We start from the raw sequence: 26,974 nt of genomic DNA, 5'->3' as shown, positions 1-26,974 counted from the left end.
GTCTCAAATTATAATTTGGTATTTAGATAAAGTTACGTGAACGATTTATTAGACAACTTAAACCCCGAGCAATTAGAGGCTGTAACACTAAGCGCTGACCCTTCTGAAGCATATTTACCTTCAGCCCTTATTTTAGCCGGAGCGGGAAGCGGAAAAACCAAAGTTTTGACGACTCGTATTGCTTGGTTGATTCAAACTGGACAAGTATCACCAATTGGTATTTTAGCAGTTACTTTTACCAATAAAGCTGCAAAAGAAATGTTGACCCGATTATCTTCCATGTTGCCGATTAACACTCGCGGCATGTGGGTTGGTACGTTTCATGGATTGTGTAATCGACTCTTAAGAGCGCACTTTCAAGATGCGGGCCTGCCATCAACATTTCAAATATTAGATACCCAAGACCAACTCTCAGCCATTAAACGGCTGTTAAAAGTACTGCAAGTGGATGATGAAAAATATCCGCCAAAACAATTGCAATACTTTATATCGCATGCGAAGGAGAAAGGACAACGCCCCAAGGATTTATCTCCTTCTGATGATTTTCAGGCAATGTTAATCAAGTTATATGCAGCTTATGAGGAACAATGTAATCGAGAAGGCGTAGTTGATTTTTCTGAGTTATTGCTTCGCTCCTATGAATTACTTAAGCATCATGAACCAATTCGTAGGCATTACCAACAAAGATTTCGACATATTTTGGTCGATGAGTTTCAAGATACCAACGCACTTCAGTACGCCTGGTTAAAGTTATTGTCCAATCATGGTGGACAGACGCCATCAGCTGTTTTTGCAGTTGGTGATGATGACCAAAGTATTTATGCTTTTCGTGGTGCAGATGTTGCTAATATGCGCCTGTTTGAGAGGCAGTTTAAGCCAGTGATGGTGAAGTTAGAGCAAAACTATCGCTCCCACGGACATATCTTAGATACTGCCAATCATCTCATAGCCAACAATACAGAGCGTTTGGGGAAAAATTTAAGAACAGATGCAGGTCATGGAGAATTAGTTCGCCTTTATGAGGCCGGAAGTGATGGTGCCGAAGCCGGTTGGTTGATAGATGAAATTCGCGGGTTGATTAATGACGGTTATGCCCGAAGTGAAATTGCAATTTTGTATCGGAGTAATGCGCAGTCACGAATAATTGAACATGGGCTGTTCTCCGCTAGTATTGCATATCGCGTGTATGGTGGATTACGCTTTTTTGAAAGAGCAGAGATTAAACATGCCTTAGCATATTTACGCCTTTTGGAAAACCCCAATGACGACACATCATTTTCTAGGGTGGTGAATTTTCCAACAAGAGGTATTGGGGCAAGATCAATTGAAGCATTACAGGATATTGCCAAAACTCAACGGTGTTCTTTATACACAGCAGGTAGTTTTTTAGAAGGTAAATCAGGTACAGCGATTAATGGGTTTATCCGATTGATAGATTACATGCGTGATTCAACTAAAAACAATACCTTGCCAGAGTTAATTGATTTTGTTTTACAACATTGTGGCTTGATACAGCATTACTTGACTGAAAAAGAAGGTCAGGACCGAATTGAAAACTTACAAGAATTAATCAACGCCGCAACTGCGTTTATTGCTGAAGAAGGGATTGGTCAAGATACAAAAGCACTAACTCCGATGGAGTTTAATACTAGTATTCCAGTTGAACCCTTATTTGAAAATCAAAGCATCAATCAAACCATTTCAGAAATGTCACCACTCGCAGCATTTTTATCGCATGCCTCACTAGAGGCGGGAGATAATCAAGCGCAAGCTGGACAAGAAGCAGTGCAACTAATGACAGTCCATGCCTCGAAAGGTTTGGAGTTTAAAGCGGTATTTATTACAGGCCTTGAAGAGGGTTTATTTCCGCATGAAAATAGCTTAAATGAGGATAAAGGACTAGAAGAGGAGAGGCGATTAATGTACGTCGCCATTACTCGAGCGAGAGATCGCCTATATATTTCTCATACGCAATCACGGATGTTGCATGGTCAAGTGAGATACAACTTACCCTCACGTTTTATAGAAGAGTTACCTAAAGAGAGTGTTAAATTACTGACACCCAAGCAAAAAGACTCTGTATGGTCATCACATTCTAGGCAGGTCAATCCTAGTTGGGGTCAGGCTAGTCTTGGGGATGATCGTCGAAGCACTTCACACAATGCATCTTCAATTTTAGTTAGTCATACCCGAGCGAAAGATGAGCATGGTTTTCATGTTGGTCAAAATGTATTCCATAGTAAATTTGGTGAAGGTCGCATTCTTAATTTTGAAGGAAATGGTACAGACACCAAAGTACAAGTTAGTTTTGCCAGGCATGGAACGAAGTGGTTGCAATTGAGTATTGCAAAACTATCGGCAATTTAGAGTTGAGAGGGGATGTTTTCGGCGTTATCGATAAAGCATCCCTTCCACGTAGCAAAAAAAGTGCAATATAAAACAGTAATAGCTGCCATGCTCAAGGGGGTAATAACAAAAGAGGCATATTCCCCGAGTTGAATCGCTTCGAAGAAGGCCCCCAAAAACAAGGGAATCGCAACGAGGATGATGCCCCAGGTACTGAAATAAACAAAAAAAGCACCTTTATTTAGCCAAAAAGCCATCCAACTACCAAATAGTGCTTTAGGAATCGTGAGATTTTTCCAAGCAACCAATTGTGGAGAAAACCACATTAGCATAGCGATGGGGAGGTAGAGTATGACTGCTACGCTCATCGCAAGGTACATTTCTTTCACTAACGCCGGCCCTGTTAATTTACCTTCGGTAAGGAGAGGAATAATTTTTTCAACATCTACAAATTGAGCAGCGACCACACTAAGCAATACGATGAATAATGTATAAATTGACCCTAATTGAATAAGTCGAGTTCGAATGGGTCCCGCATAATCTCGTAAAGGGCTTAAATAAATCGTTGGCTTAACCACTTCTTTACGGATCACTTTTTGGCAAGCAGTTAAAAATCCCACAGAAAGTACAGGGCTTAAAATAAGCACGATGACAAATCCCACAATGGGGATAAACATCGACATTTGTACAACAAAAATATATAAAAATACGAGCATCAAAAAAGTAAAAGGACTTTGTTTAAAAAGCCAAATCCCTTGCCTAATCCATGTATATCCTGTTGAAGATGGGACGCGATTAATTTGTATCATCTTTGATTCTTAAACGAAGAATGGTTTCAAAATGGGTTGGATTATGAGGCGTTAGTAATTGCGCATTTCTAGGAATATAAAAATCCCATAACCGTGAAATCCAAAATCGTAGCGCTGCGGCTCTTAGCATCAATTGCCAAGAGTTTTTTTCATCAATAGTCAAAGGGCGAACTTCTTCATAGGAATTAAGAAGTGCTTGTAACCTTGCCTGGTCAAATACACCTGTTTCAAGATTGATGCACCAATCATTTGCAGTAACGGCAAGATCAAAAAGCCATTTATCAGTACCCGCAAAATAAAAATCAAAAAAGCCACTAAGTTCCTCATTATCTTTAAAAAGTACATTATCTCGAAACAAGTCGCAATGACAAGCTCCCGCAGGGAGCTTAGAAAATACTGGGCTATTAAAGAATATATCTTGAATTTCAAGTTCTGATTTTAGTAAGACCTGTTTGGCATTATCGATGAACGGCAAGATTTCTTGGGTAGCTGACTTCCACCAGGGCAAACTTCTTAAATTTTCTTGGATGTTGGGATAAGACTTGCCAGCCAAATGCATTTTGGCGAGCATTTCTCCAACTTGAGAACAGTGGTTAGGTAAAGGATTAAGGCGGGCGGAGCCTGCTAGCTTACTAACGATGACAGCTGGCTTATTTGCGAGACTTTGAAGGATGACGCCATCCCGATTGGGGTATGGCGTTGGCACTTTAATATCATGAGCAGAAAGATGCGCCATTAAATTTAAATAAAAAGGAAGCTGCTCTCGCTCAAGTCGTTCAAATATTGTTAGTACATATTGTTTGCTGAGATTGTCACGAGTAACATCTAAAAAATAATTTGTATTTTCGATACCACCGCTAATACCTGTTAGATGCGTTAACTGACCAAGGTCAAACGTCTGACTTAGCCAATTTTGTGCATCTTCGAAAGCAATGGTTGTATATACAGCCATGAAAATTAAAATGGCAGATTGATAGATGGCACGCGATTAATCGTTTGCCTAGTGGAATCGAGATCTTTATCTAAAACAGGACTCATTTGATAGTGAGTTCCCATGCCAGAATCGACTTGGATTTCAGTGTTTTGCCCAACATCTCTGAATTCTTGAACCCTTGTGCCGCTATCTTCTTGATAAGAAAAACTGGTTTCTCTCTTTTGAACGCCTTGAACACCGTCTGAGGCATACACTTTTGGGGCAATCGGTTGACGGTTAATTGCATCTAACTCTTGTTGGTTCAATATTTGTGACTTAGATGGCCCCGTTGAGTTGGATGCTTGGGCATGACTGAAATTAGGCGTTAGTAAAATTAGGGTGATAATAGTCCCTAAGAAATATCGAAAAAATAAATTTAAAATGTTATTCATGGGTCAATTGTACGATTAAGGTATGACTAAAGAATTATTACTACTAGTTGACGGTTCTAGCTACCTATATAGGGCCTTTCATGCAATGCCTGATTTGCGCAATCCCAAAGGAGAGCCAACAGGTGCCATTTATGGCATGATTAATATGTTACGCCGATTACGTACTGAGTTACCAACTTCTCATATAGCTTGTGTTTTTGATGCCAAGGGCCCTACATTTAGAGATGAATGGTACCCTCAATATAAAGCTAATCGTTCGCCAATGCCAGAGGATTTGGTTAAGCAAATTGAGCCTATTCATGCAGTTGTAAAAGCTTTGGGTTGGCCTGTAATTATGGTGTCAGGTGTCGAAGCTGATGACGTCATTGGAACTTTGGCGAAAAAGGCCACAGCCGTGGGTTGGAAAACAGTGATTTCTACGGGAGACAAAGATCTCGCGCAATTAGTCGATGAGTCAGTCACGTTGATCAATACCATGACTAACGAAAAACTAGATATACAAGGCGTGATTGATAAATTTGGCATTGCGCCACACTTAATCGTCGATTATCTAACGATTATTGGGGACACTGTGGATAATGTTCCAGGCGTTCCCAAAGCGGGCCCTAAGACTGCCGTGAAATGGTTGACTGAGTTTGGTGATTTAGATAGCGTGATTGCACAGTCTGACCAAATTAAGGGCGTCGTTGGTGAAAATCTCAGGAGTTCTCTTGAATGGTTAGAGCAAGCCAAGCGCTTACTGACTGTGAAAGTAGATTGTGAACTGGATGAGCACTTAAATGATCTTTCAGAATTACAAGTTCAACCAGAAAACCATGAGGAATTAAAGCAATTATTTATTCGTTATGGATTTAAAACATGGTTAAAAGAATACGAACCAAATAATCAAGGTTTTGAGCAAGAAAGTGCGGGAAGTTCTCAGCAAAATCAATTATCTTTTCCTTCTCAACCAGTTATTACAAGTTATGAATCGGTTACCAGTAAAGAGCAACTGACTGTTTGGCTTGATAAAATAAAATCTGCTTCTTTAACTTGCGTCGATACGGAAACGACTGGATTAGATCCTATGCGTTCTCAATTAGTAGGGATATCTTTATCAGTTGAGGCGGGAAAGGCATGCTACATACCACTCAAGCATATGACGAATGAAGATCAGTTGGATCGCGAAGAGACACTTGAAACTTTACGTCCCTGGTTGGAGGATCCTCAAGCACCTAAACTAGGCCAAAACCTCAAATTTGATTGGCATATATTGGCCAATCATGGAATTACGCTTCGCGGAATTGTGCATGACACCTTATTACAATCGTATGTGTATGAATCACATCGCTCTCATGATATGGATAGTTTGGCGCAACGTCATTTAGGGGTGAAGACAATCACATTTGAAGAGGTTTGCGGCAAAGGAGCGTCACAGATTGGGTTTGATCAGGTCGATATCGCTACCGCAACGCAATATGCCGCAGAGGATGCCGATATTACGTTACGACTCCATCAACATTTATGGCCCATGATAGAGTCAGATCAACCATTATGTTATGTCTATCAAGCCATTGAAATACCAACGATGTTGGTCCTTGCACGTATGGAGCGTAATGGCATTTTGATTGATTCTGCAAAATTAGCCCAACAAGGACAGGTCATCGGCCTGCGACTATTGGAGTTAGAAAAAGAAATCCATACTTTGGCGGGACAACCTTTTAATATTCAATCGCCAAAACAAATTGGTGAAATTCTCTTTCAAGTTAAAAATTTACCCATTATTAAAAAAACTCCTGGCGGGGCACCCTCTACAGATGAAGAAGTATTGCAAAAATTATCAGAGAATTATCCTTTGCCCGCGCGGATTTTGGATTATCGATCGTTAGCAAAATTACAATCAACTTATGTTGAAAAATTACCAAGAATGGCTGACAGTAAAACGGGTAGAGTCCACACTAATTATGCTCAAGCAGTTGCAGCGACAGGTCGATTAGCCTCTAATGAACCTAACTTACAGAATATTCCAGTACGTACTGAAGAGGGTAGAAAAATTAGAGAAGCATTTATTGCTAGACCTGGATGGCAGTTGATTTCTGCAGATTACTCTCAAATTGAATTAAGGATCATGGCGCATATTGCCCAAGATGCTAATTTACTGGAAGCTTTTGCGCAGGGGCGAGATATCCACCAGGCAACCGCAGCTGAGATTTTTGGCGTTCCGCTTGAGGGGGTGACCCCTGAGCAGCGACGTTATGCCAAAGTTATTAATTTTGGCTTAATTTATGGCATGAGTGCTTTTGGTTTAGCTAGCAATTTGGGAATTGAGCGTTCCGCAGCTCAAACGTATATTGACACCTATTTTGGGCGTTATCCCGGAGTTGCTAAGTACATGGCTGATACCCGTGTTTTAGCGAAAGAAAAAGGCTATGTTGAAACCATTTTTGGAAGAAGATTATGGCTCCCTGAAATTAATAGCTCTAATGGTATGAGACGCCAAGGAGCTGAACGTGCTGCGATTAATGCTCCTATGCAGGGCACTGCTGCAGATTTAATAAAGCTCTCTATGATTGCAGTCCAATCCTGGCTAGAAGCCCAAAACTTACAAACGCAAATGCTCTTACAGGTTCACGATGAATTGGTTCTAGAGGTTCCGCCAGCCGAGCTAGAGCTCGTTAAAATGAATCTTAGAAACTTAATGACACAAGTAGCAACTTTAAGAGTTCCTCTTGAAGTTGGAATCGGTGTTGGCACCAACTGGGAAGAGGCGCACTAGCCGTGGATAGTCATAGCGTATTAATTTGGATCATATTAGCGACATTGTCGGCAGGGATAGTCAGCATTTCTGCAGCAGCCACTTTATCTTTTAAATTTTTAGGTTCTATCGTTGAGAATATGGTGAGTTTTTCCGTTGGGCTATTGTTAGCAACAGCTTTTTTACATTCTTTGCCAGAAGCCTTTCAAGATTCGGAAACATCTGCGACGTATTTATTTTCATTATTGTTAGCTGGTATCTTATTTTTCTTTATGCTCGAAAAAGTGGCACTTCTAAGACATAATCACCATCATGAAGGTGACGGTCATGACCACCATGTTGGCCATGATGCAGAGGAAGCTGGTAAAAGTGGGTGGATGATTTTAGTTGGTGATGGCGTACATAATTTTGTTGATGGCGTATTAATAGCGGCGGCATTTATTGCCAATCCAGAAGTGGGCGTGTTGACTGCAATTGCTATTATTGCCCATGAAATACCTCAAGAAATTGGGAATTTTATGGTGTTACTGAACGCTGGATTTAGCAAGAAAAGAGCATTGGTCTACAACATGGTGTGTGGATTATTGGCTGTTGTTGGAGGCATATTGGGATATGCATTTTTAGAGCAATCTATCTCTTGGATACCCTATTTACTTGTATTTGCTTCGAGTAGTTTTATTTATATTGCTGTGAGTGATTTAATGCCGCAAATGAATCGACGCATACAAATCAAAGAATCAATTAAACAAATTACGTTGATTTTGCTTGGAGTAGGCCTAGTTGTAGGCCTCTCCATTTTCCATCATTGACATCGTCCCAGTCCGAAAGGATGGAGATCTCTTTGTTAAAACTTCATTGCTGTGCGATACCACTCGTGGAAATGTTGCATGCCATCTTCCATGGGGCTTTGATAAGGCCCAACTTCATTTTGACCTCTAGCTAAAAGAGCGGCACGTCCGGCATCCATCCGTTGTGCGATTTCATCATCCTCGATACATGTCTCCATGTAGGCAGCTCGTTCAGCATCAATAAATTCTCGCTCGAACCAAACGATTTCCTCAGGGTAATAAAACTCGACAATATTTCTCGTTTTGTTAGGACCTAAAGGTTGAAGGGTTGAAATACAAAGCACTCCTGGGTACCATTCAATCATGACGTTCGGATAATACGTTAACCAAATAGCGCCACAGTCAGGTAATTTGCCACCATGGTGACGCAGCACAGCATCATGCCACTTAGCATATACATGTGAACCAGGTTTTTTGAGTTGATTATTTAAACCCACCTTTTGCACGCTATACCAATTACCGAATTCCCAAGATAAATCATCGCAGCTTACAAACTGTCCTAAGCCGGGATGAAATGGGCCAACATGATAGTCTTCAAGATAGACTTCAATAAAGGTTTTCCAGTTGTAATTACATTCGTGAACCTCGACATGATCAAGTAAATAACCCTGAAAATTCAGTTCATCTTTTAAGCCTAATTTTTCTAAATCAGCATGAACGTCTCTTGGTCCTTCAAAAAGCAAACCTTGCCAATTTTGAAGCGGACTTTTACCAAGGTGTAAACAAGGATTCTCACCGAAATGAGGAGCGCCTAAAAGTTCACCCTGTAGATCATATGTCCAGCGATGCAATGGACAAACGATATGATCAACTTGACCTTTGCCGTTGAGCATAATAGCTTGGCGATGCCTACATACATTTGAGAGTAGCTCGATGCCTCGCTCATTACGAACGAGAACACGGCCTTCATTTTCGGTTCGGAGAGTTTGATAGTCGCCAATCTCTGGAACCATCAGTTCATGACCGATGTATTTTGGACCATTTGCAAATAGCAAGGCCATTTCTTTATTAAACAACTCAGTGTCAAAATACGCACTGACAGGTAACTGCAAATTGGACGGCGCAAGCTGCTGCGCGGTAGCCAGATTAGTCATTCTCCCCACCCCCGAAAAAAAGTCAGCCGAAGCTAAGCGGAATAACCAATCCAACCATCGACATGTCGATATTGGAAAGGAATCTAGCATTATACTAAAAGTGAAATTTGAAGTCCATATAATTCAATCAATTGATTAAATGTTAATTTTTTATTAAAGGTCTTAATTGCATGCCATCTGCCAAAGGAAAAGAATCCAAAATGGATGAAGTAAAAGTCGGTATACAAGAACCCAACTATGAGCAAGCTGTTGCTGAGTTAGAAAAATTAATTCAAGAGATGGAGTCTGGGAAGATGTCTCTTGAAGAGAATTTGGCGTCGTACAAACGTGGCGTTGAATTGATCAAATTATGTCAAAAGCTATTAGATCAAGTTGAGCAGCAAGTAAAAGTTTTTGAGGCCGAATAATGTTTGATTGGAAAGCTTGGCGAACAGAATACGCACAGCGAATTGAATTAGCACTCGTACATGCCATTCCTTCTGTCGAGGATGGCTTAGATCAGTTGTATCCTGCCATGGCTTATGCCGTTCGAGCGGGCGGTAAAAGAATCCGTCCATTACTGATTTATGCGGCATGGCAATTAGGCCAAAAACCAGACATGCAAGATATTACTCAGGTCGATGAAGTTGCCGTAGCAATTGAATTAATACACACTTATTCTTTAGTGCATGATGATTTGCCATCGATGGATAACGATGACCTACGTCGCGGCAAGCCTACAACCCACAAAGTATTTAATGAAGCTACGGCTTTGTTGGTGGGTGATGCACTTCAAGCTCAGGCATATGTCATTCTTGCCAAGATGCAAATACCCGCAAAGTTAAAAATAGAACTCATTCAAGAGTTAGCAATGAGTTCAGGCATGCATGGCATGTGTAAGGGACAAGCAATTGATTTAGCAAATGTTGGAAAAATATTAAATCTAGAAACACTAGAAAAAATGCATCGACTTAAAACGGGCGCATTACTTAATTGCGCAATTCGTATGGGAGCCATCCTGGGTGGCGTTGATCTTGAAAAGAGAAAAATTTTGGATCAGCTTGCGCAAGATGTTGGTTTAGGATTCCAAGTAACAGACGATATTTTGGATGCAACAGAAAATTCTGAAACCTTAGGTAAAACAGCCGGCAAAGATGAGCAGGCAGATAAACCTACTTTTGTCAGCTTTATGGGTCTTGAGGCATCTCAAGCTTATGCAAAAGAGCTTTTGGATCGATCCTTTGATGCTTTAGATGCATGGGGTAGTGAAGCAGACCCACTACGCGCAATTGTGCAGTGGGCATTTGTCCGGAATTCCTAAACGAGGTAAGCGGTTTACATCTTTGATAGAAATGCAAACCTGATAGATAATAGAGGTTTTCTCTTTCTTCGCTCGAAGATATAAAGCGATTTGAACGATTTATTTATGAAGCAAGACAATTTACTGCAACACATTGAATCTCCAGATGATTTAAAAAAATTATCTCGTGATGATTTACCGCAGCTAGCCAATGATTTAAGAGCTTTTATTCTCCATTCAGTATCGAATACTGGAGGTCATTTATCGTCCAATCTTGGGACAGTTGAGTTGACCATTGCTTTGCATTATGTGCTCGATACTCCAGATGATCGTTTAATTTGGGATGTGGGTCATCAAAGTTATGCCCATAAAATTCTGACGGGTAGGCGGCAGCTCATGCATACCTTAAGAAAATTAGACGGTATTTCTGGCTTTCCTAGGCGTTCTGAAAGTATTTACGACACATTTGGAACGGCCCATTCTTCAACGAGTATTTCAGCAGCGATGGGCATGGCTCGTGGATTGCAAACTAAGCATGAAAAACAAGTTGCTGTTGCTGTCATTGGTGATGGTGCCATGAGCGCGGGTATGGCATTTGAAGCCTTAAATAATGCTGGGGTTTATGAAGATTTACCACTCATTGTGATTTTGAATGACAACGATATGTCGATTTCTCCTGCAGTGGGAGCCCTGAATCGTTATTTGGCAAGATTAATGAGTGGTAGTTTTTATGCAAATACCAAAAAAGGGATTGATTCCGTATTATCTTTAGCGCCACCTTTAAGAGAATTTGCGAAAAGGCTTGAAGAACACACTAAAGGCATGGTTGTTCCCGGAACTATTTTTGAAGAATTTGGCTTTAATTATATTGGACCCATTGATGGTCATGACCTAGATTCATTAGTCCCGACATTACAAAATGTGAAGAAACTAGCCCTGTCGGGCGAAGGACCTCAGTTTTTGCATATTGTGACGAAAAAGGGTCAAGGTTACAAGATGGCTGAAGTTGACCCCGTTCTTTACCATGGGCCTAGTAAGTTCGATCCTAGTAAAGGAATTCAAAGCTCAAAGGCACCTGCGAAACAAACCTTCACTCAAGTATTTGGTCAGTGGTTGTGTGATCAAGCAAAAGCTGATGAGCGTTTGATTGGCATTACACCCGCTATGAGAGAAGGCTCTGGACTTGTTGAATTTGAAAAACAATATCCAGACCGATACTATGATGTGGGCATTGCTGAGCAACATGCTGTTACTTTTGCGGCAGGTTTGGCTTGTGAAGGATTGAAGCCCGTAGTCGCAATTTATTCAACATTTTTACAGCGCGGATATGATCAGTTAATTCATGATGTGGCATTACAAGATTTGCCCGTTGTGTTCGCCTTAGATAGAGCTGGAATTGTCGGCGCAGATGGCGCAACGCATGCAGGTGCATTTGATATTCCCTATCTCAGATGTATCCCTAATATGGTCATTATGACTCCAGCAGACGAGAGAGAGTGCCGACAGTTATTATCAACTGCGTTTAGTTTGAATCATCCAAGTGCCGTGAGGTACCCTCGAGGTGCTGGTGTTGGAAATACACCTATGCAAGAGCTAGATACACTCCCCGTCGGGAAAGCGAAGATTGAGCGATTATCCCAACAATCCATAGGTAACAAAATTGCGATGCTTTGTTTTGGCACCTTGTTATTTCCCGCTTTGGAAGTTGCCAAGCGTATTGACGCAACCGTGGTCAACATGCGTTTTGTAAAACCGATTGATGAGGCTTTATTACTTCAACTGAGTCAAGAATATGATGGCTTTGTCACCCTAGAAGAAGGCGTCATTGCTGGTGGTGCCGGTAGTGCATGTATCGAGTTTTTAATGAAATCGGGTAGTTGTAAGCCTTTTTTACAGCTTGGATTACCCGATAAGTTCATTGACCATGGTGATCCACAAATACTGATGTCTCAATGCGGCTTAGATGAAACTGGTATAGAACAGTCTATTCGAAAATATTTCGAACGAATGGATTTTCCTAAGCCGTCTTAATTAAAGGTTCGACAAACCTCACCATACATCGCGAGTAAAGATAGAGTAGAGGGCACGCCCTAGACACTATGCTGATCATCAGGTGTAAAGCTTTGCTATGCTTAGATCTTACGATGTGAGGTGGTCTAGTGGCCAGCGAGGCTTGACATCAAAAGACAAAGTCGACTCAGCCAAACTTGGATTTTTGAGAAGTTTGATGGCCCCGGCAAAGGCAATCATTGCACCATTATCAGTACATAAATCAAGTGGTGGATATAAGACTTGAATGCTTAATTTTTGCGCAATCAGATTTAACCCAGCCCTTAATTGTTCATTTGCACCAACTCCCCCCGCAACAACGAGCGTTTTGCAGTTCGTTAATTGAATCGCATCTTTGACCTTTTTACAAAGTACCTCAACGACTGCCTCAACAAATGCCAAAGATAAATCTGCTTTAAATTGCTCATCAAAATCCTGATTTGTTGCCATTTTTAATTTTGTTTGAGTCAATACAGCAGTTTTTAGACCTGCAAAAGAAAAGTCCAGATTTTTTGAGTGCATGAGAGGTCGTGGAAGAATAAATTTTCCGGGAGTACCTTGTTTTGCAAGTAACGATACAGCTGGACCACCTGGGTAGCTTAACCCCAGCAATTTTGCTGTTTTGTCAAAGGCTTCGCCAGCAGCATCATCTAGAGTTTCACCAAGAAGCTCATAAACCCCAATATCCCTCACTAGCATGAGTTGAGTGTGCCCCCCTGACACTAAAAGTGCCAAAAATGGGAAAAGGTCTTGTGTGTTAGAACTTTCTATATTGGGTGATAGTAGTGGCGAGAGTAGATGACCTTCTAGGTGGTGAATGCCTATAATTTTTTTAGAAAGAGCAAATGCCATAGACTTCGCAATGGAAGTACCTACTAACAAAGCGCCCGCTAACCCTGGTCCTTTCGTGTAGGCAATGCCATCAATTTCTGAAATATTTAAACCAGACTTTTTTAAACAATCGTCAATTAAGGGTAATCCCAGTCGAATATGGTCACGAGAGGCTAATTCAGGTACTACACCCCCATAAATCTCATGCATTTTGACTTGAGAATATAAACTTTGCCCTAAAAGTCCGTGGTGAGCAGATTGATTCGATTCCCAAAATTGGGAATCGTAGACAGCGACCCCTGTCTCATCGCAAGAAGTTTCTATACCTAATATGTACATTTTTTGATTTTCTCATGATATACTTATAGTCTTTAGTTTATTTAGAAAATTTAACGCATGACCACTATTCGCCTTCGTGAAAATGAGCCATTTGAAGTAGCTCTCCGCCGTTTTAAACGCACTATTGAAAAAAATGGTTTGTTAACGGATTTACGTGCCCGTGAGTTTTATGAAAAACCAACGGCAGAACGTAAACGTAAAAAAGCTGCTGCTGCTAAACGCCACTACAAGCGTATTCGCAGCCAAATGTTGCCTAAAAAACTATACTAATCTAATACCATTAATCTTTACATGGGCATGTTTTATTACATGCTCTTGGATTAATTAAAATAGAACCCACCATCATGTGTATGGTGGGTTTTCTTTTTGTCTCACATGATCAAGAAAAATGAAAAAATCTTGTCATAATGGAGATAAATAATTTGCTGACTGAGGAAAATATGAGCTTAAAAGAACAAATTACGACAGATATGAAAAACGCGATGCGCAGCAAGGAAACTGAGCGTTTAAATACCATTCGTTTATTACTAGCCGCAATGAAACAAAAGGAAGTTGACGAACGTATTGAACTGACAGATGCCCACATTATCGCAATCATTGAAAAAATGATAAAGCAACGGAAAGATTCTATTACTCAATATGAAGCGGCAAAACGAGATGATTTGGTAGCAAGTGAAACTTTTGAGTTAAAGCTCTTACAAACCTATTTGCCAGAACAGTTATCCGAGGAAGCAGTATTAGAGGCGATTCATAAAGCCATTCAATCAAGTGGTGCCAGTGGACCACAGGATATGGGCAAAGTGATTGCATTACTAAAGACAGAATTAGCCGGTCAAGCTGATATGGGTAAAGTATCTGGATTAGTCAAATCAGCTTTACAAAAGTAATAAGGACTTCGTTTGATACCTCGTGCTTTTATTGATGAAGTTTTAAATCGAGTTGATATTGTTACGATCATCGGTCAATCGGTAACTTTAAAAAAAGGAGGGGCGAATTTACAAGGGCTGTGCCCCTTTCATCAAGAAAAATCACCATCATTTACAGTTTCAGAAACAAAGCAGTTTTATCACTGTTTTGGCTGTGGCGCTCATGGCACTGCAATTAGTTTTTTAATGGAATATGCGGGCTTAACTTTTGTAGATGCCATTGAAGAATTAGCTAAATCGGTTGGTTTAACCGTTCCTAAGCAGGCTCATGAGGCTGTAAAAATGGTGGATCAACAGCAAACCACCATGCTTACCCAAAGTATGGAAAAAATCATGGACTGGTATCAAGAGCAACTAAAAAAAACCCCACGTGCCATCCAGTACTTAAAAAACCGAGGCTTATCAGGAGAAGTAGCAAAACGTTTTGGTATGGGGTATGCGCCTGATGCTTGGCAAAATTTTGAACCAGTGTTTGGTAGCTATGAAATAGAAGCCACAGCAAAAGTATTAGCCGAGTCTGGAATGATGATTCAGTCCGAGGTTGAAGGATCAGTCCGCGTCAAAAGATATGATCGCTTCAGAGATCGGATCATGTTTCCGATTCGAAATTTGAAGGGGCAAGTCATTGGTTTTGGTGGGCGCATTATCGATAAAGGTGAGCCAAAATATCTTAATTCTCCAGAAACAACTTTGTTTAAAAAAGGTAGTACCTTGTATGGCCTATTTGAGGCCAGAAAATATATTCGCGAAAAAGGATTTGTATTAGTTTGCGAGGGTTATATGGATGTGGTTGCACTTGCTCAAATGGGCTTTGCTAATGCAGTTGCTACTTTAGGAACTGCTTGCACTGACCATCACATTCAACTGCTTTTGCGACACACAGACAAAGTGGTATTTTCTTTTGACGGTGATTCAGCTGGCAGAAAAGCTGCAAAAAGAGCGTTTGAAGCTTCCATTCCTCATTTAGCAGATGATAAAGAGATTCGATTCTTGTTTTTACCGAAGGAGCATGATCCAGACAGTTATGTCAGGGAATTTGGTGAGGAAGAATTTCAATCACAAATACAAAAAGCGCAACCCTTATCTCGGTTTTTTATTGATGTAGTTGGAGAAGATATCGACTGGTCAAGCGCAGAAGGTAAGGCTCAGGTGCAAAATATTGCAAAAGAATATTTTAAAAAAATGCCACCTATTGCACTGCGAGTTCAAATTCTTCGTGATTTAGCAAAACGCCTTGGATCAACGCAAATTGAGTTAGAAAAATTTTACGGTTTGCCAAGCACTCAGGAGATTGAAGTTGTTGTACCTCAGAAAAAGACAGAAACAAGTTTTAAAAAGGCTGTTGGAAAAGAAGACTGGAAGAAAAAAACAGAATTACGCGCTTTAGAAAACCTTGCAAAGCAACAGCCAGTTGCGCCAACCAAACTTGTTATACAGATGATGTGGATATTAATTCAACATCCACAGCTAGGAAAAGCTCTCAACCCAAGCCAAAGGACACTTTTAGAAAATATTGCTTTGCAGAGGTCAGAGAAAGCAAAATTAGTCATGCAGCATTTATTAGATTTGTGTCAAGAGGTACAAGAAGAGACCAATTTTGCTGTTTTTCAGCATACTTTAATGAGCTCTGATCTAGCTAGTGACTATGAGGCTTTAATCAAAAGGGTATTTGAATCTGAGTTTAGTCGTGAAGAGGCAAAAATGCACCTTGATGGGGCTCTCAAAAAACTTGAAATTGAGCTTGCAAAAAACGAAATGCAAGAAATTACCCAAAAGATTGAGCAAAACACGCATCAACCGGAAGATTTGATTCGATATCGTGAGTTAGGGCTCAAACTCAGATAGTCCTGAAGAAACTTTGGATATAAAAAGTACTACAACATTGAAAAATACATCAATTTGGCAGTATAATAGAGGGCTATCAAATATATATTGAATTCAAAGACTTGCCTGAGTTAGGGGTTTTAAAAACCCACCAGGGATTTCATTATTGCAAGAAAAGTTGTGATTTAAGTAAAACTCCTATAATTTTTAACATCTAGCGAATATGCCAAAGACCATCCCAGTTAAAAAAACCACTTCCAAAAATGTCGTCGCAAAAAAGTCGACACCTGCAAAAGCAGTGAAGAAACCAGTTATCGTCACTAAGAAGTCAGCTGCAACACAAAATGCAAAAAAACCTGCAGTGAAGGTTGTTAAAGCTATGCCTAAAAAACCAACTAAGCCAGTTAAAAAAGTGGTGGTTACTAAGGGCGCAGTAAAGGGTGTTGTTAAAAAAGTAGCTACAAAGACTCCTACAGGCAAGATTGTTGCTAAAAAAGTTATTGTTGCAAAAGCGCCAGCAAAAAAAGTCGTTAAACCTGTTGCTAAAGCCCCTGCCCAAAAGGTTGTGAGTAAGCCAACTATCAAAACTTCTCCTAAAGCAGTTGCTAAAGTTCCCGCCAAACCAGTTAAACCTGTGAAGGCAGATGTGACTCCAATTAAAAAATCAGTACCAAAAGCTAAAGAAGTAGAGAAGAAGGTTGAAGAAGTTGAAGAGGTGATGGCTCCAGTTGTCTCAGAAGTTGCTGCTGATGTTGAGCAACCTGTTAAAAAGACACGCGGAAGAAAACCAAAGCCAAAACCAGAAGTTGATCCGAATGCAGATATTAGAACGGATCGCCAAAAAGCTCGTGATCGTAAAGCAAAAGAAAAGGCCTTATTACTCGAATTTAATGCAACAAAATTAGGTAGTGAAGAGCAACTCGAATTACGTCGTGCAAGATTGAAGCATCTTATTAAGATGGGTAAATCACGTGGGTATTTAACTCATGGTGAGATTAATGACGTCATGTCCGATGAATTGTCTGACACAGATTCCTTAGAGACCTTAATTGCGTTATTGAGCGACATCGGTATTATGGTTTACGAGCAAGCGCCTGATGCTGAAACATTGATATTGAATGAGAATGCCATTACTGCATCTTCAGATGAAGAAGCCGAAGAAGAAGCAGAAGCCGCTCTTGGAGCTGTTGACTCTGAGTTTGGTAGAACAACGGATCCAGTACGTATGTATATGCGTGAAATGGGAACTGTAGATCTCTTAACTCGCGAAGATGAAATTGTTATTGCCAAGAAAATTGAAGCTAGTTTAAAAGATATGTTGATGGCTTTGTCCGCATGTCCAGTAACCATTGCGGAAATCATTGAATTAGCTGATCAGATTAATTCTGGGACTATCCAGGTAGATGATTTTGTCGATGGTTTAGTAGATCCAAATGCTGAAGATATTCCAATGGCATCAGCAGCCGTTGAAGAAATCGATTTAGATGAAGAATCTGATGAAGGGTCTGAAGAGGATGATGAAGATGGTGGCGGCGGTGGAGCAGCAGCTTCAGCCGCGTCAGCAAAACAACTGGAAGAACTTAAGCAACTTTCTTTAGAAAAGTTTGTGATTATCCGTTCACAGTTTGATAAGATGCGTCGTGCTTATGACCGCGAAGGTTATAACTCGGTGAACTATACAAAAGCGCAAACCCTGATTCGTAATGAATTGTTGGGCTTTAGATTTACAGCGAAGAGCGTTGAGCGTTTATGTGACACGATTCGTACTCAGGTAAATCAAGTATGGGGGACAGAGCGCGCAATTTTGAATATTTTAGTCGACAAAATTGGTATTCCACGCTCTGAAGTTTTAGCGCAGTTGCCGAAAAATACAATGAATTTGCAATGGACAGATGCTTTATTAAAAGAAACTAAGCCATATTCCGCACTTTTAGAGCGAAATGTTCCAGCCATTCAAGAGTTACAACAAAAATTAATTGATTTACAAAATAAAGTAGTTATTCCATTACCTGAGTTAAAAGAAGTCCATAAGCAAATGACGGCAGGCGAAAAGCGTGCACGTGAAGCGAAGCGTGAAATGACAGTTGCTAACTTACGTTTAGTAATTTCGATTGCGAAAAAATACACCAATCGTGGTTTACAGTTTCTTGATTTGATTCAAGAAGGAAACATTGGCCTCATGAAGGCGGTTGATAAGTTTGAGTATCGTCGTGGATATAAGTTTTCTACATATGCAACATGGTGGATTCGTCAAGCGATTACAAGATCCATTGCTGATCAAGCAAGAACTATTCGTATCCCAGTGCACATGATTGAAACGATTAATAAGATGAACCGTATTAGTCGTCAAATTTTGCAAGAGACCGGAATTGAGCCAGACGCGGCTACTCTTGCAGCGAAGATGGAAATCCCAGAAGATAAGATTCGCAAGATCATGAAGATTGCTAAAGAACCAATTTCGATGGAAACTCCGATTGGTGATGATGAAGATTCACACTTAGGTGATTTTATTGAGGACGGAAATACTCTAGCTCCAGCTGAGGCAGCTTTGCATGATTCAATGCGTGATGTTGTGAAAGATATTTTAGATTCCTTAACACCGCGTGAAGCTAAAGTTCTCAGAATGCGTTTCGGTATTGAGATGAGTACAGATCATACGTTAGAAGAAGTTGGCAAACAGTTTGATGTGACTCGTGAACGTATACGACAGATTGAAGCTAAGGCTCTACGTAAGATGCGTCATCCTAGTAGAAGTGACAAGTTAAAGAGCTTAAAAGAAGATTAATCGCCTACCAGGGCCGTTAGCTCGGTTGGTTAGAGCAGAGGACTCATAAGAAAGAAGCCCTAGGGGTCTTGTAACTAAGACCTCAATAGATTCAAGAGGTTAGTGGTGAATTAGGTGGTCAAAATTGCTTACACACCGCTTACACACCAAGGCAAAAACCGAGGTGTGTAGTAAATGCGGTTTTAGTGTGGTTTTGAAGTAGTTAAGTAGTGCAAAACAGCATGTAAAGATTAACGGGCCTATAGCTCAGTTGGTTAGAGCAGAGGACTCATAAGAAAGAAGCCCTAGGGGTCTTGTAACTAAGACCTCAATAGATTCAAGAGGTTAGTGGTGAATTAGGTGGTCAAAATTGCTTACACACCGCTTACACACCAAGGCAAAAACCGAGGTGTGTAGTAAATGCGGTTTTAGTGTGGTTTTGAAGTAGTTAAGTAGTGCAAAACAGCATGTAAAGATTAACGGGCCTATAGCTCAGTTGGTTAGAGCAGAGGACTCATAATCCTTTGGTCCCAGGTTCAAGTCCTGGTGGGCCCACCAGAAAAGCAAACCCTCATCAGGAATGGTGGGGGTTTTGTCTTTTGAGCGTTACTTTAAGTAAAGCTTGATGATTTTAAAAGTTGAAATTAATTGGGTATATATTAATGAAATACATCATTAATAATATATATGGCAAAAATATCAACACACCCTATCGCGCCAATATTGGAAACAGCTGATCGCTGGAAGAGAGATTGCTTAATAGGTGATGGATCTTTATTTTCCAAATCCCATCTTTGGACGCTCGATAACATAAATCAATTCAAAAACTATTATCAGTTCACAAGACCTGCAAGTGCTACCGTACTGGCGCTGCTCATTAATAAATGACGTCGAGTTTGATTATAAAATTTTGTCATAGTTATCTTTCTTTGAAAAAGGCTTTTAGTTGAAAAATGCAACCACTTTAAATTTTTAATGTAATCTCAATTACGATGTTTTTAAACCAACTCACACTCATATTATCAGTTTCTACAAAAAACTTAAATCTTTATAAATTAGATAACTAAAGCCATGTAATTCAATTTATTCTTACAGAATTCGTCAGTTCTATAAAGAATATGCCACTATTTGTGAAGTTAGCTTGCTTCACTTATAAGCCTAATTTACTCGCAAGACCAATACGTTGTAGTTTTCCAGTCGCCCCTTTTGGAATTTCATCCATAAAGATAATTTTTTTAGGAACTTTGAAATCAGCTAGTTTTCCAGCAGCAAAACTACGAATATCTTTTTCTTCAGCAGATTTACCTTCACGAAGAACAACTACAGCGCCAACTTCTTCACCAAGTTTTTCATGAGGAATAGCAAAAGTAACCACCTGCAAAACTGCTGGGTGTTCCATTAAAATTTCATCGACTTCTCTTGGTGAAATTTTCTCACCACCACGATTAATAATTTCTTTTAAACGGCCAGTAATCGTCACGTAACCATCAGCATCAATTGTTCCCTGGTCACCGGTCCTGAACCATCCTTTTGTAAAATTCTCGGCATTTGCCTTTGGATTATTTTCATAGCCCTTGGTCACGTTTGCCCCTTGAATCACGATTTCACCGGTTTCGCCCACTCCCAAAAGCTTACCATTCTCATCCATAATGGCCACACGAGGACCTGCTGCAACCCCAACAGTTCCAGGTTTACGCTGGGCAGGTGGCAGTAAGTTACTGCACATTTGATGTGAGGCTTCAGTCATGCCGTAAGACTCAATCAGTGGAGCCTTAAAGCAGGCTTCTAGTTCTTCAATTACCTTCATAGGCATTGAGGAGCTAGAGGATCTAATAAAACGCAGTGGGTTATTTTGAATAATCGCTTGATTATTGTTGGCTCTTGTCAAAATAGTTTGATGCATCGTTGGCACAGCGGTGTACCAAGTTGGTTTAATTTGATCCATCCATGAGAAAAACTTCAGTGCATTAAAGCCTGGGGTACATGACACATATGCACCTGCCGAAAGTGGCGCCAAAATGCCAGCTATTAGCCCATGAATATGGAATAAAGGCATAATATTTAGACCACGATCTTTAGCGGTAAAAGCAAGCGTGTTTCCTATATTACCTGCAGATGCACAAACATTACTTTGCGACAAGGGCACAATTTTTGGCCTCGAAGTTGTTCCTGAGGTATGCAAAATCAATGCTACATCATCAGCTCTAGCCCAACCACCTTCTTTAAGAGTCATCTTTTTCTTGCTACGTAAGCTAAGGGTAAAGGTTCCGGCTCCACACTCTGGAGTAGGGTGTAAATCAATAATCGCAACACCTAATTTTTGGGCTACAGCTATAGCAGGAGACTCAGAGCCAGCTTTAACAACAATGGCTTTCGCTTTGAGGTCTTCTAAATAAAACTCAAACTCGTCAGCACGATACCCTGCGTTCAGTGGAGCGGAGGTTGCACCACTTGCGATAGACATAAATGCCAAAGCCATCTCAGGACCATTATCTAAAACGATTGCTACACGATCATTTCTACCGATACCAAAGTTGTTCAGTTGAGCAACAGTATGAGTGATGAACAGTCGTAAACTTTTGAAAGTTAAATCCAACTGATCAGGAGCGCCAATTGCTGGTTGGTCGTCATTACCTAAAGATAACAATTCTGGCAGAGTCGTACAGTAGTTCATAAAAGTTTTCCTCTTGATTAATAGGGGGTAATTTTTAATTGACCTTTTTGATCGGCCAAGATTTTAGAAAGCAGACTGATGCACGCAAAGACTGCATCAATGTGTGGAGTGGGTAAATTAACGATCTGGCCAAGTTCAATCACTGAGCCAATCAAAGCATCTTTTTCAATGGTACGACCAGCTTCAATATCTTGTAACATGGATGTTTTGTGGGCACCAACAGCTTGTGCGCCGGCGATTCTTTTTTCTAAAGAGACCCGAAATTGAATGCCGAGTTTTTCTCCAACATCTTGCGCTTCCTTCATCATTTTTGCGACTAAATCTCGTGATATAGGAAGTTCACAAATATCGACGAGGGTTGCATGCGTTAGGGCACTGATGGGATTTAGACTCAGATTACCCCATAGTTTCGTCCATAGTTCAGAGCGAATATCAGAAATTACTGGCGCTTTAAAACCTGCTTCTTTGAGAGTTTTCGAGAGGAGCTCTATTCTAGGTGTAGATGTGTTATCGATTTCTGCAACAGAGAATCGATTTCCTTCAATATGTTTAAGAACGCCCGGTTGGATTATTTCGGCAGCTGGGTAGACAACTGTTCCAACGACTCGTTCGATCGGTAGATTGGAAGCAATGATACCGCCTGGATCAACGCTTTCTAGGGTGCGACCTTCATATTCACCACCATGTTTGAAGAAGTACCACCAAGGAATTCCGTTTTGGGCAGTTAGCACCATAGTTTCTTCATGATACATAGCAGGTAATTCATGGACAATTGCAGCCACTTGATGCGCCTTCATTCCTAAAATTACCAAGTCCTGTGGCCCAGCTTCACTGATGGAGTTTAGGGCGCGAAGGTTCGTGACGGATTCGTTACCATCTTCAGTGATCAACTTAAAACCATTTTCCTGAATCGCTTTAAGATTTGGACCTCTTGCAATTACGGTTACATCGTTTCCTGATTGGGCAAGTTTAATTGCCAATAGCCCCCCAATAGCCCCAGCACCTACAACACAAATTTTCATAATGTCACCAAGTAAAATAAGATTTAACTACAAATCCATTTTGTTTGTAGCTTCACCCAAAACAGCTTTTATTAAATATCTTGAACTGTATTAACCAATTTACCAATACCTTCAATCTCTACTTCGATAAGTTGACCACCCTTGATAGGAAGAACTCCTAAAGAAGTTCCACAAGCGATAACATCTCCTGGATACAAAGTCATATCAAATGACAAATAGCTTAATATTTGATAAGGATTAAAAATCATATCAGAACATGGATAGCTTTGGCGTTCTCGACCATTGATTAAAGTCTTAACCGTTAAGTTCTCATAAGACACGTCAGTCTCAATCCAAGGGCCAAAAGGTCCAAAGCTATCGTAGCTTTTAGCCCTTGTCCATTGTTTAAAAGATTCATCTTTTGTAAGAATCTCCAAAGCTGTGACATCATTAACGCAGGTATAACCAAAAATATAATCTTTCGCATCTGCAACTGAAATTTCTTTTGTGATCTTACCGATGACGATGCCCAACTCGCCCTCATAAATAACCCTTCCGACAGGACCAGTGGAAGTTTTTGGAAGCTTGATGGCACCTCCTGGCTCTAAAAAAGAATTGTTAGACTTAATAAAATATAGAGGCTCAAGTGGAATCGAATTATTTTGTTGAGCAGCTGCCGCGTGATAGTTATTCCATAATCCGATCATCTTCGTAGGCTGGCAAGGATAACTAAGTTCAACATCATCCAAAGACAAATAGTCACCAGTCATTTCGTAATCGGCAAACAAATTCCCAGAGATGGTTTCGATCTGTATACCATCTTGACTGAGTTTGCCATACGTCATTTCTGCAGTTTTTTTATTGATAAAGCGACACCATTTAGCCAAGATTATCTCCTTTGCCTAAGAACATTTTTTAGATATTAGCTTTTATACTTAATTTGCACAAAATGTAAAAACGATCATTTTTACATTTTCATGTAATTAACTTCATATTTACCCATACAGCGACATTGACCGATTGTAGAGCCCCATCATTTGGAGATCCATAAAGGCATAAGTCCTTAGAGCTAAAATATAGCTTACTTTACTTAGATAAATATATTGTTGCTTGAGAAGGGCTGAAGTTCTCTTGGACTTTTAGGAAAGTAAAACCCTCGTCAGAATTGGATAGAGTTTTTTTGAGCGAGAAAAGTTTTAATACTTTTTGTAGCCATTCATCCAGATGCCAGTTTTCTCGTATCTTGAAGCATTCCAAGGGTAATTGTTCTCACTTCAATCTAGCTTTGTTATATATGAGTGAGCTTTTGATAATTTTTGACCTACAGTAGTTTTTTTAGTCAAAATAGCTTTAACGATTTGAGTATGCTCATCGTAGGTAGTATTAACGCAATCAATTTTAGTTAAATTTAGCCGCCTAACAATTTTGATTGATGCAGTTTTGCCGGACATATGGTTTACACTTTGAACTGAGTACATACTTTAAATTTTATATTAGACACATTCCGATTACTTTGGAACATTCATGCTTCAAACAATGCAAATTATAGAAGTCAAATATGGGCTTGCCCCCCTATTTTTTTTCATCGCAATAATCATATTTATGTTGATTGGTTCTTGGTTTGGTAAATGGAGGTTAAAAAAAATCTCCAAGGATAAGGGCCCAGCCATACATGATGACTTTTTAACCGCAATTTTTGGCATATCTGCTTTATTAATTGCGTTTAGTTTTTCAATAGCGACCGAACATTTTAGTCAACGACAAAATGCAGCCTTAAAAGAGGTAAGGGCTATTTCGTCAGCATATCAAGTTACACAATTACTCAATGAGACTGACCAATTAAAACTCCAGAACTCAATTCTCGATTTTTTGGATCATGAAATTATGCTATACGACGATTGGCAAAATTTACAAACTTTAAATGCACGTATTAATGATCAACAAAAACGCCTTAACAAAATTAAAGCTCAAGCGATAGATGCAATCATCGATGCGCCATTAAGGACGCGTGATCTTGCGAAGAATAATGTCTTTGCAAGTATTGAAAAGATGAATGAATCTTTTGGGGATCAGGTGTTATTAATGAAGGTGCATCCCCCCATCTTAATTCTGCAATCACTTTTCATTTTAATAGCCATAGTATCTTTTTTAAGTGGCTATAGTATGGTGATTAAGAAAGAGAATGATTGGGTGCTAGCATTCTTATTTGCCTTCATCATGATGGGAGCAATGTTTGTAATTCTGAATTTAGAATACCCAAATGTTGGATCACTTCATCTGAATAACTATAAAAATGAACTGATGGAATTACGTAAGTTAATGCAATAATTAATTGCAATGATTTTAAAAGTTGTAAGGTAATAGATATATTCAAATGGAGATTGGGCTTAATATACTAATTATGTGGGGAAAAGAATTGTCTAATTTAGCGTTCACAAAATATGTTATGAGCCGTGTCGGTGCAGTTATTTTTGTAATGCTGACTTTCTCAATAGTTGTTCATGCACAGATAAATTCTAAAGACCTTCGGGCGTCAAAAAAGATGGCACTTATTGCAGAGGGACCTTTTACTATGGGATCCAATGTTGGTCCCGATGATGAAAAACCAGAACATACGATTTATGTGAAAGCCTTTTATCTAGACATTCTTCCTGTGAGTAATAGTGATTTTGCACAATTTCTTAATTCCCAAGGCCTCCAAAATCAGCGAGGTGAGAGTTTTTATGATGATGACGATAGTGATGCCAGAATCCATCGGCAGAATTCATTATGGCGAGCTGATCTTGGTTATGAATCACATCCAGTGAATGAAGTGAGTTGGGTTGGAGCACGCGACTATTGTGCTTGGTTAAATAAAAGATTGCCTACTGAATCAGAATGGGAAAAAGTAGCGCGTGGCACAGATGGTCGGAAATACCCATGGGGAAATGCAGCACCGAATAATAAGCTCGCTCATTTTGGAGCTCCCTTTAACTCATCTGCGCCAGCTGATGCATTCCCAGGCGGAGCAAGTCCATATGGAATTTTAGATATGGCGGGAAATCAATGGGAGTGGGTATCTAGTGCCTATCAACCCTATCCATACAAATCTGATGATGGAAGAGAAAACCAAAATACGGGACCGGTCCGATCTACACGAGGTGGGGGACATGATTCACCTCCTCAGGAAATTACGACTACACAACGTGGTAAATATTTATCCCGTAACCCAAAAGCAGGCCACCATAATATTGGCTTTCGCTGCGCAGCTTCCTGATGGTTCACCAATAAATAAAATATCCATACCAACAACCAGCCTTTTTAAATTTTGTAGTATTACAAATTGAAAAGGAAAAGCATGAGTAGAAGTATAAGAAAAACACCCATCTATGGGATGACAAACTGTAAGAGTGAAAAAAAAGATAAAAAGATTTGGCATTCTCGTTGGCGCTGTCATGAAAGAATGGCTATCAATCAAATAACTTTTTCTAATTTAGATAATTATCAGACAATTCCTAAAAATCAAATTAGTAGTACTTGGGATATGGGAAAAGATGGTCGACAATATTGGACACATGAAAGCCAAAATGTAATAGCTCATATGTTGGCAACAAAGTTAACTAAGTCCCCAAGAGAAATAAAAAAAATAAAAGAACGTCTACTTCATAAGTGGAATTCAAAGTAGACCGAAAGCCAAAAAATGTCCTCATCTCGTAAAAAATAACTAAGCTTACTTTAGATGATGAAGTATTTCATGATTGGTAAATTGATAGTGCTTTATTAGGTGCTTTACAAAGTGTTTTTAAACGGGCTATTATTGGCCTGTTTAAAACTATTTAATTTAGAGAATACTTATGACTAATATGATCCTCAGTAATATGTCAGCGAGTGTTACAGAACTAAAGAAAAATCCAATGCTAACAGTGGCGTCTGGGGAAGGATTTCCTGTTGCTATTTTAAATAGGAATGAGCCTGTCTTTTATTGTGTGCCTGCTAAAGCTTATGAAGCGTTGATGGATTATTTAGAGGATTTGGAACTGAACGCAATCGCCGATTCTAGAAAAGGACAAGCAACCATTCGAGTGTCCTTAGATGACCTATAAACTTGATTT

At 39.8% G+C, this 26,974-nt stretch carries 22 protein-coding genes and 1 tRNA gene; 15 read left to right on the top strand and 8 right to left on the bottom strand.

From position 1 onward, the window contains the following. Window positions 1-36 precede the first annotated feature (36 nt). Window positions 37-2,367 (top strand): UvrD-helicase domain-containing protein, encoded by a 2,331-nt coding sequence (locus QMN06_RS10150; protein ID WP_281970005.1) that lies wholly within the window; start codon window positions 37-39, stop codon window positions 2,365-2,367. On the opposite strand, the gene QMN06_RS10145 is transcribed toward QMN06_RS10150, so the two are convergent. Genes QMN06_RS10145 through QMN06_RS10135 form a run of 3 tightly spaced genes read right to left on the bottom strand, consistent with a single transcriptional unit; the run spans window position 2,364 to window position 4,520 of the window. Further along, complete coding sequence (locus tag QMN06_RS10145; protein WP_281970004.1) at window positions 2,364-3,155, bottom strand: BPSS1780 family membrane protein; 792 nt, start codon at window positions 3,153-3,155, stop codon at window positions 2,364-2,366. The two genes, QMN06_RS10150 and QMN06_RS10145, sit on opposite strands and share 4 nt — an antisense overlap. Further along, window positions 3,142-4,107 (bottom strand): homoserine kinase, encoded by a 966-nt coding sequence (locus QMN06_RS10140; RefSeq protein WP_281970003.1) that lies wholly within the window; start codon window positions 4,105-4,107, stop codon window positions 3,142-3,144. The genes QMN06_RS10145 and QMN06_RS10140 overlap by 14 nt, the downstream gene beginning before the upstream one ends. A gap of 5 nt (window positions 4,108-4,112) precedes the next feature. Next, window positions 4,113-4,520: a hypothetical protein gene (locus tag QMN06_RS10135; protein WP_281970002.1), complete on the bottom strand. Its 408-nt coding sequence runs from the start codon at window positions 4,518-4,520 to the stop codon at window positions 4,113-4,115. Window positions 4,521-4,542: 22 nt separating this feature from the next. On the opposite strand from QMN06_RS10135, the gene polA reads away from it, so the two are divergent. Together polA and QMN06_RS10125 are read left to right on the top strand one after the other, a co-directional pair. After that, window positions 4,543-7,275: a DNA polymerase I gene (gene polA / locus QMN06_RS10130; RefSeq protein ID WP_281970001.1), complete on the top strand. Its 2,733-nt coding sequence runs from the start codon at window positions 4,543-4,545 to the stop codon at window positions 7,273-7,275. A 2-nt stretch (window positions 7,276-7,277) separates the two neighbouring features. Beyond that, complete coding sequence (locus QMN06_RS10125) at window positions 7,278-8,063, top strand: ZIP family metal transporter (RefSeq protein WP_281970000.1); 786 nt, start codon at window positions 7,278-7,280, stop codon at window positions 8,061-8,063. Between the two features lie 35 nt (window positions 8,064-8,098). Here QMN06_RS10125 and QMN06_RS10120 read toward each other — a convergent pair whose 3' ends face one another. Beyond that, on the bottom strand, window positions 8,099-9,196 hold the full coding sequence (locus tag QMN06_RS10120; protein ID WP_281969999.1) for an aromatic ring-hydroxylating dioxygenase subunit alpha: 1,098 nt from the start codon (window positions 9,194-9,196) through the stop codon (window positions 8,099-8,101). A 170-nt stretch (window positions 9,197-9,366) separates the two neighbouring features. Between QMN06_RS10120 and xseB the strand changes: the two genes are divergently transcribed. The 3 genes from xseB (at window position 9,367) to dxs (ending at window position 12,506) form a co-directional block, all read left to right on the top strand. Next, window positions 9,367-9,603 (top strand): exodeoxyribonuclease VII small subunit, encoded by a 237-nt coding sequence (gene xseB, locus QMN06_RS10115; protein WP_281969998.1) that lies wholly within the window; start codon window positions 9,367-9,369, stop codon window positions 9,601-9,603. Continuing rightward, window positions 9,603-10,496: a polyprenyl synthetase family protein gene (locus tag QMN06_RS10110; protein WP_281969997.1), complete on the top strand. Its 894-nt coding sequence runs from the start codon at window positions 9,603-9,605 to the stop codon at window positions 10,494-10,496. Before xseB ends, QMN06_RS10110 begins: the two co-directional genes overlap by 1 nt. A gap of 105 nt (window positions 10,497-10,601) precedes the next feature. Beyond that, on the top strand, window positions 10,602-12,506 hold the full coding sequence (dxs, locus tag QMN06_RS10105) for a 1-deoxy-D-xylulose-5-phosphate synthase (protein WP_281969996.1): 1,905 nt from the start codon (window positions 10,602-10,604) through the stop codon (window positions 12,504-12,506). A gap of 108 nt (window positions 12,507-12,614) precedes the next feature. Here dxs and tsaD read toward each other — a convergent pair whose 3' ends face one another. Then, complete coding sequence (tsaD, locus tag QMN06_RS10100; RefSeq protein WP_281969995.1) at window positions 12,615-13,694, bottom strand: tRNA (adenosine(37)-N6)-threonylcarbamoyltransferase complex transferase subunit TsaD; 1,080 nt, start codon at window positions 13,692-13,694, stop codon at window positions 12,615-12,617. A 57-nt stretch (window positions 13,695-13,751) separates the two neighbouring features. Here tsaD and rpsU point away from each other — a divergent pair, with 57 nt between their 5' ends. The 5 genes from rpsU to QMN06_RS10075 all read left to right on the top strand — a co-directional run bounded on the left by rpsU (window position 13,752) and on the right by QMN06_RS10075 (window position 19,766). Further along, window positions 13,752-13,964 carry a 30S ribosomal protein S21 gene (gene rpsU, locus QMN06_RS10095; RefSeq protein WP_084282717.1) on the top strand — a complete coding sequence of 71 codons (213 nt, stop codon included), beginning with the start codon at window positions 13,752-13,754 and terminating at the stop codon, window positions 13,962-13,964. 170 nt (window positions 13,965-14,134) lie between these two features. Next, entirely contained in the window at window positions 14,135-14,581 is a 447-nt protein-coding gene (locus QMN06_RS10090) for a GatB/YqeY domain-containing protein (protein ID WP_281969994.1), read from the top strand. 12 nt (window positions 14,582-14,593) lie between these two features. Next, window positions 14,594-16,465, top strand: a complete 1,872-nt coding sequence (gene dnaG / locus QMN06_RS10085) for a DNA primase (RefSeq protein ID WP_281969993.1) — start codon at window positions 14,594-14,596, stop codon at window positions 16,463-16,465. A gap of 697 nt (window positions 16,466-17,162) precedes the next feature. Then, entirely contained in the window at window positions 17,163-19,229 is a 2,067-nt protein-coding gene (rpoD, locus tag QMN06_RS10080) for an RNA polymerase sigma factor RpoD (protein WP_281971767.1), read from the top strand. 460 nt (window positions 19,230-19,689) lie between these two features. Further along, window positions 19,690-19,766 (top strand) — tRNA-Ile (locus QMN06_RS10075). A gap of 592 nt (window positions 19,767-20,358) precedes the next feature. On the opposite strand, the gene QMN06_RS10070 is transcribed toward QMN06_RS10075, so the two are convergent. The 3 genes from QMN06_RS10070 to QMN06_RS10060 all read right to left on the bottom strand — a co-directional run bounded on the left by QMN06_RS10070 (window position 20,359) and on the right by QMN06_RS10060 (window position 23,770). Continuing rightward, window positions 20,359-21,882: an acyl--CoA ligase gene (locus QMN06_RS10070; protein ID WP_281969992.1), complete on the bottom strand. Its 1,524-nt coding sequence runs from the start codon at window positions 21,880-21,882 to the stop codon at window positions 20,359-20,361. Window positions 21,883-21,899: 17 nt separating this feature from the next. Then, window positions 21,900-22,904: a 2-dehydropantoate 2-reductase gene (locus QMN06_RS10065; RefSeq protein ID WP_281969991.1), complete on the bottom strand. Its 1,005-nt coding sequence runs from the start codon at window positions 22,902-22,904 to the stop codon at window positions 21,900-21,902. Between the two features lie 71 nt (window positions 22,905-22,975). Further along, on the bottom strand, window positions 22,976-23,770 hold the full coding sequence (locus tag QMN06_RS10060; protein ID WP_281969990.1) for a fumarylacetoacetate hydrolase family protein: 795 nt from the start codon (window positions 23,768-23,770) through the stop codon (window positions 22,976-22,978). A 637-nt stretch (window positions 23,771-24,407) separates the two neighbouring features. Between QMN06_RS10060 and QMN06_RS10055 the strand changes: the two genes are divergently transcribed. The 4 genes from QMN06_RS10055 to QMN06_RS10040 all read left to right on the top strand — a co-directional run bounded on the left by QMN06_RS10055 (window position 24,408) and on the right by QMN06_RS10040 (window position 26,965). Beyond that, the gene (locus QMN06_RS10055) at window positions 24,408-25,211 is read left to right on the top strand and encodes a hypothetical protein (RefSeq protein WP_281969989.1); all 804 of its coding nucleotides are present in this window, start codon (window positions 24,408-24,410) and stop codon (window positions 25,209-25,211) included. 88 nt (window positions 25,212-25,299) lie between these two features. Beyond that, window positions 25,300-26,139, top strand: a complete 840-nt coding sequence (locus QMN06_RS10050; RefSeq protein WP_281969988.1) for an SUMF1/EgtB/PvdO family nonheme iron enzyme — start codon at window positions 25,300-25,302, stop codon at window positions 26,137-26,139. A gap of 81 nt (window positions 26,140-26,220) precedes the next feature. Then, the gene (locus QMN06_RS10045; RefSeq protein ID WP_281969987.1) at window positions 26,221-26,547 is read left to right on the top strand and encodes a hypothetical protein; all 327 of its coding nucleotides are present in this window, start codon (window positions 26,221-26,223) and stop codon (window positions 26,545-26,547) included. 169 nt (window positions 26,548-26,716) lie between these two features. Further along, entirely contained in the window at window positions 26,717-26,965 is a 249-nt protein-coding gene (locus tag QMN06_RS10040) for a type II toxin-antitoxin system Phd/YefM family antitoxin (protein ID WP_281969986.1), read from the top strand. Window positions 26,966-26,974: the final 9 nt, after the last annotated feature.

It is taken from the genome of Polynucleobacter sp. SHI8, from assembly GCF_027944005.1.
Lineage (GTDB): Bacteria > Pseudomonadota > Gammaproteobacteria > Burkholderiales > Burkholderiaceae > Polynucleobacter.
Note: the sequence above shows the minus strand (reverse complement) of the source record. Positions and strands in the feature narration are given on the sequence as shown.